The sequence below is a fragment of the Mesorhizobium sp. M1312 genome (assembly GCF_040318115.1).
GTDB lineage: Bacteria > Pseudomonadota > Alphaproteobacteria > Rhizobiales > Rhizobiaceae > Mesorhizobium.
On sequence record NZ_JAMYLQ010000002.1, the window covers coordinates 188,992 to 201,876 of the forward strand.

At 60.2% G+C, this 12,885-nt stretch carries 11 protein-coding genes, 1 tRNA gene and 1 riboswitch; of the genes, 6 read left to right on the forward strand and 6 right to left on the reverse strand.

Annotated features, from left to right (window positions below; translation table 11 throughout):
• Positions 1 to 4: 4 nt before the first annotated feature.
• Positions 5 to 184, reverse strand: coding sequence for a CbtB domain-containing protein (locus NKH36_RS03615; RefSeq protein ID WP_091575531.1), 180 nt, complete (start codon positions 182 to 184; stop codon positions 5 to 7).
• Between the two features lie 37 nt (positions 185 to 221).
• Positions 222 to 424, reverse strand: a riboswitch (cobalamin riboswitch).
• Between the two features lie 232 nt (positions 425 to 656).
• Between NKH36_RS03615 and NKH36_RS03620 the strand changes: the two genes are divergently transcribed.
• The 3 genes from NKH36_RS03620 to NKH36_RS03630 all read left to right on the forward strand — a co-directional run bounded on the left by NKH36_RS03620 (position 657) and on the right by NKH36_RS03630 (position 3,402).
• Positions 657 to 1,838, forward strand: a complete 1,182-nt coding sequence (locus NKH36_RS03620; protein ID WP_352960108.1) for an aromatic ring-hydroxylating oxygenase subunit alpha — start codon at positions 657 to 659, stop codon at positions 1,836 to 1,838.
• An 83-nt stretch (positions 1,839 to 1,921) separates the two neighbouring features.
• A complete protein-coding gene (locus NKH36_RS03625) occupies positions 1,922 to 2,914 on the forward strand; it encodes an acetyltransferase domain-containing protein (protein ID WP_352960110.1) in 993 nt (330 codons plus the stop codon).
• Positions 2,911 to 3,402: a methyltransferase family protein gene (locus NKH36_RS03630; protein WP_352960112.1), complete on the forward strand. Its 492-nt coding sequence runs from the start codon at positions 2,911 to 2,913 to the stop codon at positions 3,400 to 3,402. Before NKH36_RS03625 ends, NKH36_RS03630 begins: the two co-directional genes overlap by 4 nt.
• A 154-nt stretch (positions 3,403 to 3,556) precedes the next feature.
• On the opposite strand, the gene NKH36_RS03635 is transcribed toward NKH36_RS03630, so the two are convergent.
• Both NKH36_RS03635 and mgtE read right to left on the reverse strand, forming a co-directional pair.
• Positions 3,557 to 3,943 carry a MerR family transcriptional regulator gene (locus tag NKH36_RS03635; RefSeq protein WP_352960114.1) on the reverse strand — a complete coding sequence of 129 codons (387 nt, stop codon included), beginning with the start codon at positions 3,941 to 3,943 and terminating at the stop codon, positions 3,557 to 3,559.
• 140 nt (positions 3,944 to 4,083) lie between these two features.
• Positions 4,084 to 5,502, reverse strand: coding sequence for a magnesium transporter (mgtE, locus tag NKH36_RS03640; protein WP_352960116.1), 1,419 nt, complete (start codon positions 5,500 to 5,502; stop codon positions 4,084 to 4,086).
• A gap of 547 nt (positions 5,503 to 6,049) precedes the next feature.
• Here mgtE and NKH36_RS03645 point away from each other — a divergent pair.
• Together NKH36_RS03645 and NKH36_RS03650 are read left to right on the forward strand one after the other, a co-directional pair.
• On the forward strand, positions 6,050 to 7,387 hold the full coding sequence (locus NKH36_RS03645) for a glycosyltransferase (protein WP_352960118.1): 1,338 nt from the start codon (positions 6,050 to 6,052) through the stop codon (positions 7,385 to 7,387).
• Positions 7,384 to 8,139 carry an HAD-IIB family hydrolase gene (locus NKH36_RS03650; protein ID WP_352960120.1) on the forward strand — a complete coding sequence of 252 codons (756 nt, stop codon included), beginning with the start codon at positions 7,384 to 7,386 and terminating at the stop codon, positions 8,137 to 8,139. Before NKH36_RS03645 ends, NKH36_RS03650 begins: the two co-directional genes overlap by 4 nt.
• Before the next feature lie 40 nt (positions 8,140 to 8,179).
• On the opposite strand, the gene NKH36_RS03655 is transcribed toward NKH36_RS03650, so the two are convergent.
• Together NKH36_RS03655 and NKH36_RS03660 are read right to left on the reverse strand one after the other, a co-directional pair.
• On the reverse strand, positions 8,180 to 9,895 hold the full coding sequence (locus NKH36_RS03655; protein ID WP_352960122.1) for a GH32 C-terminal domain-containing protein: 1,716 nt from the start codon (positions 9,893 to 9,895) through the stop codon (positions 8,180 to 8,182).
• Between the two features lie 280 nt (positions 9,896 to 10,175).
• Positions 10,176 to 11,144 carry a phosphatase PAP2 family protein gene (locus NKH36_RS03660; RefSeq protein ID WP_352960124.1) on the reverse strand — a complete coding sequence of 323 codons (969 nt, stop codon included), beginning with the start codon at positions 11,142 to 11,144 and terminating at the stop codon, positions 10,176 to 10,178.
• Between the two features lie 218 nt (positions 11,145 to 11,362).
• Between NKH36_RS03660 and NKH36_RS03665 the strand changes: the two genes are divergently transcribed.
• Positions 11,363 to 12,292: a dihydrodipicolinate synthase family protein gene (locus NKH36_RS03665; protein ID WP_352960126.1), complete on the forward strand. Its 930-nt coding sequence runs from the start codon at positions 11,363 to 11,365 to the stop codon at positions 12,290 to 12,292.
• A 288-nt stretch (positions 12,293 to 12,580) separates the two neighbouring features.
• Here NKH36_RS03665 and NKH36_RS03670 read toward each other — a convergent pair.
• Positions 12,581 to 12,665: transfer RNA gene (locus tag NKH36_RS03670), tRNA-Leu, on the reverse strand.
• Positions 12,666 to 12,885: the final 220 nt, after the last annotated feature.

Below are 12,885 nucleotides of genomic sequence, written 5' to 3' on the forward strand. Positions count from 1 at the left end.
CTCGTCAGTGGCAGGGGAACGCCATCGAATGGCGATAGTCGTGAGCGGCATTGTGGACCGCATCGATATGCGAGAAGCCGACAAAGCCCATGACGAAAATGCCGAGAAATGCAGCAAGCGCCAGCTGCATGAAGCGCGACTGCGAGGAGACGGAAGCGCCGAGCGAGACGGAAGCGGTATTCATGTCTTGTCCTTTCGCCCTCCACCCGAGGGCATAGAAGTCAGTTCTCCTGTCGCCGGCAGGTCTCCTGGCTCGCGGATCAGCGCCCTTCCCCACCTTCCCGAAGAAACTCTTCAGTGGCACATGGAGAGGACTACCGCACACAGTTGCGGGGGCAGCCACGGCATTGGGCAAACAATTCGCCCTCACCGCATTCCCTTTAGAGCGCCGTGCGTCCGAATGGACGCACAAAGGACGCTCTAACACTTAGACTCTGCGCATGACCTTTCCGGAACCGATTCCGGTTCCGGGATCATGCGCGGCTCCAAAACGGAACCGACGACAGCTGCGACTATAGGCAGAATCGTCGCGCCCGGCAAACCAAATTCCGCCAGCTACCAGCGCGAATGCGCCGTATCGGCAGATCAGCCGGCCGGCCCCGCGATTGACAATTTTCGCGGCCGGGTGTCGGCTGGGGCACCACAGGAAGTCGGTCATGCGACCCAGCCCGAGCAAGCGCGATTCCTATAACGGTTTGACGCGACTTGAACCGACGCTGCCGTCATCGGCCTACTGGGACATCGAGGCCTATCAGCGCGATCTCGACGCCATCTGGTATCGAAGCTGGCTGCTCGTCTGCCGCGAGGTCGACCTTGCCCAGCCGCTGGCGTTCAGGACCTTCCGTGTCGGCACGCAGGAGATCCTCGTGCTGCGCGACGAGACCGGCGAGCTGCGCGCCTTACACAACACCTGCCGGCATCGCGGCTCGCAGCTTTGCCGGGAAAGCGAAGGGCGGCTGAAGGCGCGGCTCATCACTTGCCCCTATCACGCCTGGTCCTATTCGCTGCGCGGCGATCTCGTGCGCGTGCCGTCGAGATCGCTGCCTGAAGGCTTCGACAAGGCCGATCATCCACTCTACCGCGTGGCGCTGTCGATGTGGCGCGGTTTCGTCTTCATCAATCTCAGGGAAGATGCCGCCGGTTCGGCCGAAACATCCTTCGATCCGGCATCCGGCAATCTCGCCAACTGGCCGCTGGAAACGCTGGTGTCCGGCCATGTGCTGCGCAAGGTGATGAACTGCGACTGGAAGATCTTCTGGGAGAACTTCAACGAGTGCCTGCATTGCCCAGGCGTCCACAAGGACCTGTCGCGGCTGGTGCCGATCTATGGCCGCGGTCTGATGGGGCGGCACGACGACCCCGAATGGTCCCGTCACGCTGGCAATGATGCCCCGGAGTTTTCCGGCGGGCTGCGGGCCGGAGCCGAGACATGGTCGCGCGACGGGCGCGTCCACGGCCCGGTCTTTCCCGACCTGACTTCAGCCGAGCGTTCCGCCGGGCAGACCTATGCCACCAACCTGCCGTCGATGTTCATCGTCGGCCATGTCGACTATGTCAGGACCGTGCGGCTGGTGCCGCTTGGACCGGAGCAGACCGAACTGACCGCCGAATGGCTTTTTTCGCCCGAAGCGATCGCCGATCCGACGACGGATATCGACAACATCGTCGCCTTTGGTAGCCAGGTGCTGGAGGAAGACGCCGATATCTGCGAGATCAACCAGAAAGGCCTGCGCTCGATGCGCCACAACGCCGGCGTGCTGATGCCCGAGGAATATGAATTGCTTCGCTTCCACAACTGGGTACGCGAGCGGCATGCAATGCTTTCACCCAAGCCCTGAACATCAAAGGGATTTGGCCCGCCTTCTTTTGTCCTGGGCAACCATGATAGTCGTCTTGCAGTGCTGAATCAGATTGCGAGACCATGAGCATTTCTACGCCGACCATTCAGGACCGATCCACGCGCATCATCGCCATCGACGTCGCCCGCGGCATCGCTTTGCTTGCCATGGCGAGCTACCATTTCACCTGGGATCTCGAATTCTTCGGCTACACCGATCCCGGCCTGACCGCCTTCGGCTGGTGGAAATTCTACGCGCGCTGCATCGCTTCGACCTTCCTGTTCCTGGTCGGCGTCAGCCTGTTCCTCGCCCATGGCAAACTGATCCGCTGGAACGGCTTCTGGAAACGCTTCGCCATGGTCGCCGGGGCGGCGCTCGCCATATCGGCTGCCACAAGGCTTGCCACGCCGGACAGTTTTATCTTCTTCGGTATCCTGCACGAGATCGCGCTCGCCAGCCTGCTCGGGCTGGCTTTTCTGCGGCTGCCGGCGCTGCTGACGCTTGTTGTCGCAGCTTTCGTCATCACCGCGCCGCTCTACCTCAGGTCCGGTATCTTTGACCATCCGGCCCTGTGGTGGGTCGGCCTGTCGGCAACCAACCCGCGCTCCAATGACTATGTCCCGCTGTTTCCATGGTTCGGCGCCGTGCTTGTGGGTATCGCGGCGGCAAAATTCGCCTCCGCTTCCGGCGTGCTGACGCGGCTGGCGGGCCTGACGCCCGGCCGCTGGACCAACCCGCTGGTCTTTATCGGCCGGCACAGCCTCGCCTTCTATCTGATCCACCAGCCGGTACTGATCGGCTCGGTCTGGCTGCTTTCGCAAGTCATGCCGGCACCGATCGAGACCAGGCAGGTCACCTTCCTGAAAGAATGCCAGACATCGTGCGAGCAATCGCGCGACACGGGGTTCTGCTCCAGCTATTGTGTGTGCATGCTCGATACGCTCGAGGGCGAGGCCACGCTTGATCGACTCTACCGCAACGACCAGGCTGCGGAATGGAAGGCACATCTCGACGAGCTCGCCGGCGCCTGCACTGCCAAAGCCGACAGCACTTTGATGGAGGGAGGAGCACAATGACCGACCATCAACAGAAACCGGGGCAGCCGAGACCGGGGCTCATACCATGGCCGCCGCTGATCTATGTCGCGGCCATCGCCGTCAGCATCGCGCTTGGCTTGCTCTATCCGCTGCCGTGGATCGGTGGCCTTTTGGGCGACATCCTGTTCGCGGCCGGCTGGGTGGCATTGTTCGGCGTCGTCGCGCTCTGGTTCACGGCGATCCGCACCATGATCCGGGCAAAGACGACGCTCCACCCAAACGCCGTGCCGGATCACCTGGTAACATCAGGCCCCTTCGCCGTCAGCCGCAACCCGATATATCTGGCCAACACGCTGCTGATGATCGGCGTAGCCCTTGTCTCGGGGATCGTATGGTTCCTGCCGCTGGCGATCATCGCCGCCTTCGCAACGCAGAAAATGGCGATCGAGGGCGAGGAAAGAGTTCTGACGGCGAAATTCGGTAAGAAATACCGGGACTACGCGAAAAGGGTGCGGCGCTGGATCTGAGGCGTGCGGCAAGGTCTTTTCAGAATTCGCTCTGGCGAGTCAGATAGCATGGTTTTCGAGAACCGGAGCGGAGCGTACATTTGAGTACGTGAGCACCGGAAGCGCAGAAAACCACGCTAGCTGGCCGCCAGAGTAGAATTATCAAAAAGGCCGGTCAAGTGTTGACGCCGAGCTCCACCAATCGCTCGACACAGGATTCCTCGGCCTGGTCGAGCTCGGCTAAGGTCTCTTCGAGGTCGCGGCGCTTCTGGCGCAGATTCTCGCGCTTTTCCTCAATGCGCCTGATCATCAGATTGAGCTGACCGATCTCCCCGGGCGGCTCTTTGTACATCTGGATGATTTCGCGGATTTCGTTGATCGAAAAGCCGAGCCTCTTGCCGCGCATGATCTGGCGGATGAGATGCCGGTCCGACGGGCGAAACAGCCGCGTACGGCCGCGACGTACCGGCTGAACCAGCCCCTCGTCCTCGTAGAAGCGCAGCGTCCGCGTCGAAACATCGAATTCGCGGGTCAGTTCGGTGATCGAATAATATTCCCGCATCATCACTCCAAATGCCCGGCCACGCTGCGAGTTCCAACCATGCGGCCTCGCAATCGTCCAGACGCGTGTCAGAATCGGCCGATAGGCAGTTCCAAAACCTCGCATGGCATTTACGTAAAAGTCAATTGAGAGGGTGTCGCTCAGCGCACGCCGAACCACCATGTGGCGAGGCCGAGAAAGGCAAAGAAGCCGACGACGTCGGTGACCGTCGTGACGAAAACCGCCGAAGCCACGGCCGGGTCGATCTTGAACCGGTCGAGCAGCAACGGGATCAGGATACCGGCAAGTGCGGCCACGAACATGTTGATGATCATCGCCGCCGCGATGATGCCGCCCAGGTTGGGATCGCGGAACCAGGCGGCCGCGACGATGCCGATCAGGATGGCGAAGATGATGCCGTTGATGAAGCCCACCCCCATCTCGCGGCGGATGATGCGGCCGGCATTGTAGATGTCGAGGTCCCTGGTCGCCAGCGCCCGCACCGTGACCGTCATGGTCTGCGAGCCGGCATTGCCGCCCATGCCCGCGACGATCGGCATCAGCACAGCCAGCGCCACGATGTGCTCGATCGTGCGGTCGAACAGTCCGATCACCGAGGCCGCCAGGAACGCCGTCAGCAGGTTGACGAGCAGCCACGGAACGCGCGAGCGCGAGGTCGAAAGGATGCTGTCGGACAGTTCTTCGTCGCCGACACCGCCCATGCGCAGCAGATCCTCCTCTGCTTCCTGCTGGATGACATCGACCACGTCGTCGATAGTCAGCACGCCGACCAGCCGCTCGTTCTCGTCGACGACGGCGGCGGAGAGAAGGTCGTATTGTTCGAATTCGCGCGCCGCCTCTTCCTGGTCCATCGTGGCCGGAATGGCGTGCCTGGTCTCATGCATGACCTCTTCGACCTTGATCGAGCGCTTGGTGCGCAGGATCTGGTCGAGATCGATGGCGCCGAGCAGCTTGAAGCTCGGATCGATGACGAAAATCTGGCTGAAGCGGTCGGGAAGGTTCTGGTCCTCGCGCATGTAGTCGATGGTCTGGCCGATCGTCCAGAACGGCGGCACCGCGACGAACTCCGTCTGCATGCGGCGGCCGGCGGTCTCTTCGGGATAGTCGAGCGAGCGGCGCAGCCTGATCCGCTCGGTGAACGGCAGTTGCGACAGGATCTCGTCTTGATCTTCCTTTTCGAGATCCTCGAGAATGTAGACCGCGTCGTCGGAATCGAGGTCCTGCACGCCCTGGGCAATCTGCGCGTTGGGCAGACTGTCGACGATGTCGCGGCGGATCGCCTCGTCGACCTCGGTCAGCGCGGAAAAGTCGAAGTCGGCGCCCAACAATTCGACCAGCGCGCGGCGCTGTTCGGGATGAAGCGCCTCGAGCAGGTCGCCGAGTTCCGATTGGTGCAGGTCGTCGACTTCACGCTTCAGCGTCAGCGTGTCGCGATCGGCAATTGCTGCACCGGTCGCGGCAAGGAACGACGACAGAATGGCGCCGTCCTCGCCATAGATGTCGGCGTGGCTGTCCTCAGCGGCCCTGGCGCCGGTCGTCTGTTCGTCCTGGCTTTCCACCAGCGCCTCCCGCTATCAGAATTCCGGAAAAGGTGCCTGTCAGGTCTAGAGCATCGAGCCCAAAAGTGGAAACCGGTTTTGGCAAAATCCGATGCCTAAACACAAAGATAAGGTGGCGGCACGTCTAGACCTGAGAGTCCGCCGCTCTATGACGCTACGCGCGGGAATATCAAACGAAATGCGCCGTTCCCCGCCGCGGCGCGAGGGCTGGTGCAACCGGATCGCCGGACAGACGTTGATGCCGCACCCTTTACTCAAGGAAGCGTAGGCTCAGCCCCGAGGTCAGATATCAATGGGCCCAAGGGATGACAGACTGATCGAAATGGCAGCCGTTGGACACCGTAAATCCTCGAACCACCATCGAACGTCGATTCCGGGCAACTCGGTGACCGAAACATGCGACAAAACCGGCTTGCCTTACCACCACGTCAATTGCGTTGACCTGAGCGCGTGCTCGGAATTTGCGGATGGGTGGTGGAATCCTTATAGTTGTGAATTGGCGCACGCTTTCGACTGCGGGCGTGCAGAATCGTAGAGAAGGATACAGATGCCGGACGTCAACTCGGATGCGGCGATACCTCGAATTGCACTCATTTCAACCCACGGCTACGTAGCAGCCAACCCACCACTCGGCGCGGCCGATACCGGCGGACAGGTGGTCTACGTCCTGGAACTTGCCAAAAAGCTGGCCCAGTTGGGTTATGCCGTCGATATCTGGACGCGGCGATTTGAAGACCAGCCTCCTGCCGATGAGGTGGCAGACGGGGTTCGTGTCCTGCGTGTCGCCTGTGGCGGACCCGATTTTATTCCGAAGGAATATCTCCACCGCCACCTTCTCGAGTGGTGTGAAAACGCGCTGCGCCTGATTCGCCGGGAAAATCTCTCCTATGACTTCATCAACAGTCACTACTGGGATGCGGGCGTGGCGGGGCAGCGACTGTCGGAAGCGCTCGATATTCCGCACATCCATACGCCGCATTCCCTCGGCATATGGAAGCAGCGCCAGATGAAGACGGACTACCCGGACAAGGCCGATACGTTCGAGGCCGAGTTCAATTTCACCGAGCGCATAAAGCACGAGACGATCATCTATCGAAGCTGTGCCATGGTGATCGCAACAACGCCGCCGCAGGTGGACATGCTGGTCGAGGACTACAGTCTCGAGCGCGACCGCGTGCACATGATCCCGCCCGGTTACGACGACAACCGGTTCTTCCCTGTCAGCGAGGCGTCTCGCCGGTTGATCCGCCATCGGCTCGGCTTCGAAGGGCGAACGATCCTGGCGCTCGGCCGGCTCGCCACCAACAAGGGCTACGACCTGCTGATCGATGCATTTTCCGTGGTGGCGCCGCGTGTGCCTGATGCGGTCCTGAGACTTGCTGTCGGCGGCGAGAACATGGACGAGCAGGAACAGAAAATCCTGAACCAGCTCAAGGAACAGGTTGAACAGCTAGGCTTGCAGGATCGTGTCGTCTTCTCAGGCTATGTTGCCGACGAGGATCTGGCCGACACCTATCGGGCGGCGGACATGTTCGTCCTGTCGAGCCGCTACGAGCCGTTCGGCATGACCGCGATCGAGGCAATGGCCTGCGGGACGCCGACCGTGGTTACGATCCATGGCGGCCTCTATCGCGGGATCAGCTATGGCCGGCATGCGCTTTTTGGCGATCCTTTCGACAAGGAAGACCTCGGCATCACGATCGTCAAACCTATGAAGCACTCGCGCCTCTACGGCCGACTGGGCCGCATGGGTGCGCACAAGGCGCGCAGCCTGTTCACCTGGACAGGTATCGCGCAGCAGCTTGTCAGCCTTGTCGAAGGACGTCCGGTGCTGAAGGCGGTCGACGACCATGACTGGGACGAGCCGTGGAACGACGGCGATTGAAACCGATCGCGCTTCTATCGAGCGATCTCGACGGGACCCTGGCAGGCGATCCGCCGGCGACGTCACGCTTTCGTTCCAAATGGGAAGCGCTCGACCCCGAGCACCGGCCGGTTCTCGTCTACAACAGCGGTCGTCTGGCCGACGACATTTTGAACTTCGTCGACGGAGTCGGCCTGCCGGCGCCGGACTACGTGATCGGCGGTGTCGGTACGATGCTCACCGGCCCGCGACACACCTCTCGTCTCGGGCATTTTACCCAGAGATTTTCGGAAGGCTGGTCTCTTGAAAAGGTCGATGCGGTGCTCGGATCGCTCGAAGACACCGTCCGCCAACCCGACGGCTATCAACACGCCTTCAAATCGAGTTGGTACCTGCACGACGCAAGTCCGGAAGCCCTTGCCAGCATCGAGCGCGCTCTGGCCGAGGCCGGCCTGTCGGTGACGATGATCTATTCGAGCGGGCGCGATCTCGACATCCTGCCGCGTTCAGCGGACAAGGGGCAGGCGCTGGCCTGGCTCTGCAATGAACTCGGCATCGGCCTGGATGAGGTGGTCGTCGCCGGCGATACCAACAACGATCGCAGTATGTTCGACCTGCCGGGTGCGCGTGGGATTGTCGTTGCCAATGCCCTTCCTGAACTGCTTGACATGGCGCGGGACAACCCGCTGATTTACAGCGCGAAGAAACAGTTCGCCCTTGGGGTCGTCGAAGGCCTCGTTCATTGGTCGGTGTTTGCGGACGCCCAATCCTGAGCTGGAAATCCAATCCTGAACTGGAAATAGGATCTCCTTGTCACGGTTTGAGCGCCCATACCGTCGCGTGCAGAACGGCACCCGCTTCGGCGATGAGACGTGCGGATTGTATCGGCTCAAAACCGCTGATCCGCTTCGTGCCAGCCCAACGACCGCGATCCGCGAAGACCTCGATCGATCCGTAGTCGAGGAATATCCGCAGCCGTTTTGGACGGGCTCCCTTGGCGATATAGTGAGGAGTTTCCGCCGCGTCGTCTCCATGACAAATGGCAAGTCCCTCGTCGACGACAACCTCGAGGCGGACAGTTGGATGTTCGAGCTTCAGGCGGAAATGGGCACCCGGCTTTTCCAACTCGAACAGGATTTCGACGGCGCCGTTGATAAAGCTTACCTGCTCTCCGGCTGCGAGGCGTGTCCGGTCCAGAATATGGCTCCGCAGGCTCTCGGCTGCTCCGATGGGCGGGGTATGCAACTCGCCTGCAGACAGATGGATGTTGCGAGGCAACGTCATGGCTGTGGGGAAATCGATCGCCGGTCCGGTATCGGCCCAGTTGGCAAGCCATCCTATACCGACAATGGCATCACCGTCGACGAAGGCCTGGAAGGCGTAGTTATCCGTCCCGAAGTCCAGTTCCTGTTCGAATTCCTTGGCAAAGGTTTGACCATCGAACCAGCCAACAATGGCCATTGTCAGATTCTTGCGCCGGGTGGACCGGTCCTCACTGTTCATCAGCCCGAGAATTAGAACCCAGCGCGTCGCGGGATCGGTCGCAGGCCCGTCAAGCGGCAGCAGACAGGGACATTCGATCGCCGTCGTCCGATAGTGTTTCTCGACCAGAAGCTTGCCGATATATGTCCAGCCGGTGGCGGCCGTATGGTCATGGGTTTCGTAGAGCAGGACAACGCCGCCCTCATCGCTCTGGCTGCCCAGCAGCATTTTCCAGCGGCCATCCGGTCCCTTGAAGACGTAAGGGTCGCGAAAATCGGTGGTCAATCCCTCGTCAAGCGGGCGGTAGGGCAGGATGACGTCGGCATTTCCCGCCGTGATGAGGTCGCTGGAAGTGGCAGTGAGCTGGATCTGCTGTTCCGGGACACGGTCCTGTACCTGCTCGGTGAAAAAGACGCGAATGCCCGGGCCATCGGCAAGCGGGATGGCTGAGCCGGAATACGCACCGCCCCGTTTGTCGGGCCTCGCGGTAAGATCTTCCGACGGGAACAGGAAGATGGGCATGTGGCGCCATCGCAAATAATCCGAAGATACAGCGTGCCCCCAATGCATCGTGTTCCACCGAAGCCCATGGGAATAATGCTGATAAAAGAGATGTGGGCGACCTCCAAACCGGCCGAATCCGTTTGGATCGTTCATCCAGCCGAACGGCGGACGAAAATGATAGCTGTCAGGGATGTTCGGCGGGGCATTTCCCGGATTGGTGTGGACAACTGTAATGCCTGTCTCCAGCACGTCGGCCAATGCGAACCAGTAGGCAACCGATACCGAGGTTTTATCCGTGTCGTAATCCAGTTCGACGCTGCCACCGCCGAAGACGTGAAAAATTCTGAATTCATGTTCTTCGGCGTTCGTAACGCTCACCTCGCCGAACTTGCCGCGGACATTGGAAAAGGACAGCGATCCCGGAACGTCCGGCTTGGTCGCCTTAAGCCAGATATGAAACGTGGCGTTGACTGGCAGGTCGGCATGCAGGCTTCGAATGGTGTCCCCTCCCGCAATCCTTACCTTGACCTGGCTGTCACTCATGAAGCTGGCTCCGTTCCGTGCGGCGTTCCCGGACAGATAGAGTATCAAACCCGGTTTTCGACCTGGAAATGCGTTGCAGAAGGTTAAAGCTGGATCTTCACTTTAGCAAAGCGGTCCCCGGATCGACAGTTCTTGACTTCAATCGCTGCGCGGATCGCGCCAGCGCAAGACTCGCTTTTCCGCGGATTTTAAGCCCTTTCGATCTCGCGGATTTGTCGTCCCTTATGGGCGACGCCCAGTTAGCCAGCGCTGTTGCCCCTGGCTAACATTGCCAGGACACCTAACTTTCTATGGGTTGGCCTATCACAAACTGTGTCTGAATCTGCGCCGGCTGGCGTCCTGTCACCCACCAGATCACCGACACCACGATGATGGAGACGTAGCCGTCAACAGCATAGTGCCATCCGGTATATACCGAACCGTACATTATCAAGGCTGCGAACATCCAACCGAGAACACCGAGCCAGCGATTGAGGGAAGAAAGCAGATAGGCGTTCAGTGTGGCAAAGGCGACGTGCATGCTTGGCATGGCCGAGATGCCGCCGCCAAGGTCTGGCCGGCCGCTCTGGTAAGCCGTCAGAAGATATGCGGCGGGCTCCCGCACCATGTGGCTATAGTCGAGACCGTCCATGGCGACCTTGAGTCCGCTGAAGCGGTCCTCGCCAACAAACTGGTGGTAGTAGATCGGCCCAACCGATGCCAGCGCCAAGGCCAGGACAGTGCCGAGGATGGATAACGTCAGCGCGGCTGCCCAGAGGTAGCGGACGCGGCCAATCTTGTCCGACCAGAGAGACACGAAAAGCATGGTGCCGAACCATTGGAAAAACCAAATCACCTCATAGCAGTTGAAGACGACGATCGACCACGTATTGCTGTCGAGCCTGTGCGTGAGTTCCCATGGCGCAGTCCGGTGCAGCCATTCATCCAGATCGGCTAACCAGTTGTCCGCATAGAATGGAACGACGGACGGGATGGCCATCTTGTAGGTAGAGTACGCGGTCAAGCTGGCGAAGAAGAACAGCAGCACCAGCAAACAGCCACGCCAGCGCGCTCCAACCAAATCTATGGCGTAGCGAGTTGGCTCTCCTCGGCCGTAAATAAGCGCGGCAGAACAGACACCACCCATAAATAAGATCGGAATGCCGACGGCGAACTTCTGAGCATAAACCAGGATTAGATGGAAGAAAGACTGCGGACTTAGTGCAGACGCGCCTGCCACGTAAGTTCCCATAAACAAGGCAAGGCGCAACGACCATCTTGTCGATGTACTGTAGTCCCTTACCCCTATGGTTAACGACATACTAATTTACCAAGATGCAAATACGCCATCGGTGGCATTATCAATGTGATAGCGAAGCAAGCTTACCATGCAGTTACTTCGCGCCCCGCCCGTCCGGACCTACTGCCGGGTAGATCGGACCCTCGGTCCTGCGTTATGACTGAAAGCTGAATTTTTAGGAGGATCTCATGGCCATGGGTCCTGACACCAAAGGTGTCTACACCATCGCCCCGACGCCGTTCGAGGCGGATGGCAAGATCGACTGGGAATCACTCGATTCGATGGTCGATTTTTACGAGCGCTGCGGCGTCGATGGGATGACAATCCTCGGCATCATGGGTGAGGCCCCGAAGCTCGACGCCGGCGAATCGCTTGAGATCGTCAAGCGCATCGTGGCGCGCACCAAGCTGCCGGTCATCGTCGGCGTCTCTGCCCCTGGCTTCGCCGCCATGCGCAGCCTTGCGCGCGCCTCGATGGAGGTTGGCGCGCAGAGCGTGATGATTGCGCCGCCGCCGGCGCTGCGCACCGACGACCAGATCGTCACCTATTTCCGCAACGCATCCGAAGCGGTCGGCGAGGACGTTCCTTTCGTCCTGCAGGATTATCCACTGACCCTCTCGGTCATCATGACGCCGGCCGTCGTCCGCCGCATCGTCACCGACAACCCGGCCTGCTTCATGCTCAAGCACGAGGACTGGCCGGGCCTGGAGAAGATCAGCGCGCTGCGCGGCTTTCAGAAGGACGGCTCGCTGCGGCCGCTGTCCATTCTCACCGGTAATGGCGGCCTCTTCCTCGACTTCGAGATGGAGCGCGGCGCCGACGGCGCGATGACCGGCTATGCCTTCCCCGATATGCTGGTCGACGTGGTGAAACTGTCTGCCGCCGGCGAGCGCGACAGGGCGCACGATCTTTTCGACGCCCACCTGCCCTACCTGCGCTATGAACAGCAACCCGGCGTGGGACTTGCGGTACGGAAATATGTGATGATGAAGCGCGGTGCGATCGCGTCCGACGCCCAGCGCAAGCCGGGCAGTGCGTTGTCGGCGGCGGCCAGACAAGAAGTCGACTATTTGCTTATGCGGCTGGAAAATCGCGTCCGCAAACAAGCCTCAGGATAACGCAACCAGCGGGCTATTTGCCGCCCAATCACATCAACAGTTAGCCGCGTGAGCGCTTGCGTGAAAAGTGCATTTTTTGCCGGGGTCCCAATGGTCCGCTTCGCGGCATGGTTCGGTCTTTGAAGCAGCCGGCATGTGACGACGGGTCAAATCACGCGGTTGGTGCGCGGCATCCCGCGCCCAAACCATCCGCGGGGTCGCGCAGTGTTTCAGCTTGCACAAACAGTCTTGGTAAGCGCTGCAGTGAAACAGAAATTGCGCAATAAATAACAGCTTATTGGAAAAAGCTGGTGCGGTCGAGAAGACTCGAACTTCCACGGGTTGCCCCACAGCGACCTCAACGCTGCGCGTCTACCAATTCCGCCACGACCGCACGTGGTAGGAGCCGGAACGAACCGGCTCGCGGCGTGTAGCAAATCGTTTCCGGCGAAACAAGGGCGCGTCGCCCAATAATTGCCTGGGGATTCGGCATAACCTTCCAAAGGGTTGGAACGCGCCCGGAACTGGACGTTTCAGCCGATTGCCGCCATATGTGAGGCTAAAGCATGTCGCCCAAAAAGCATGCCCTCGGGCTTGAACCGAGGGTGCGCAGC

What these genes read in the sequence shown, in the direction of transcription:
- NKH36_RS03615 (WP_091575531.1), bottom strand. Translation starts at nt 184, where the DNA reads ATGAATACCGCTTCCGTCTCGCTCGGCGCTTCCGTCTCCTCGCAGTCG.
- NKH36_RS03665 (WP_352960126.1), top strand. Translation starts at nt 11,363, where the DNA reads ATGGCCATGGGTCCTGACACCAAAGGTGTCTACACCATCGCCCCGACG.
- NKH36_RS03655 (WP_352960122.1), bottom strand. Translation starts at nt 9,895, where the DNA reads ATGAGTGACAGCCAGGTCAAGGTAAGGATTGCGGGAGGGGACACCATT.
- NKH36_RS03625 (WP_352960110.1), top strand. Translation starts at nt 1,922, where the DNA reads ATGAGCATTTCTACGCCGACCATTCAGGACCGATCCACGCGCATCATC.
- NKH36_RS03630 (WP_352960112.1), top strand. Translation starts at nt 2,911, where the DNA reads ATGACCGACCATCAACAGAAACCGGGGCAGCCGAGACCGGGGCTCATA.
- NKH36_RS03635 (WP_352960114.1), bottom strand. Translation starts at nt 3,943, where the DNA reads ATGCGGGAATATTATTCGATCACCGAACTGACCCGCGAATTCGATGTT.
- NKH36_RS03620 (WP_352960108.1), top strand. Translation starts at nt 657, where the DNA reads ATGCGACCCAGCCCGAGCAAGCGCGATTCCTATAACGGTTTGACGCGA.
- NKH36_RS03645 (WP_352960118.1), top strand. Translation starts at nt 6,050, where the DNA reads ATGCCGGACGTCAACTCGGATGCGGCGATACCTCGAATTGCACTCATT.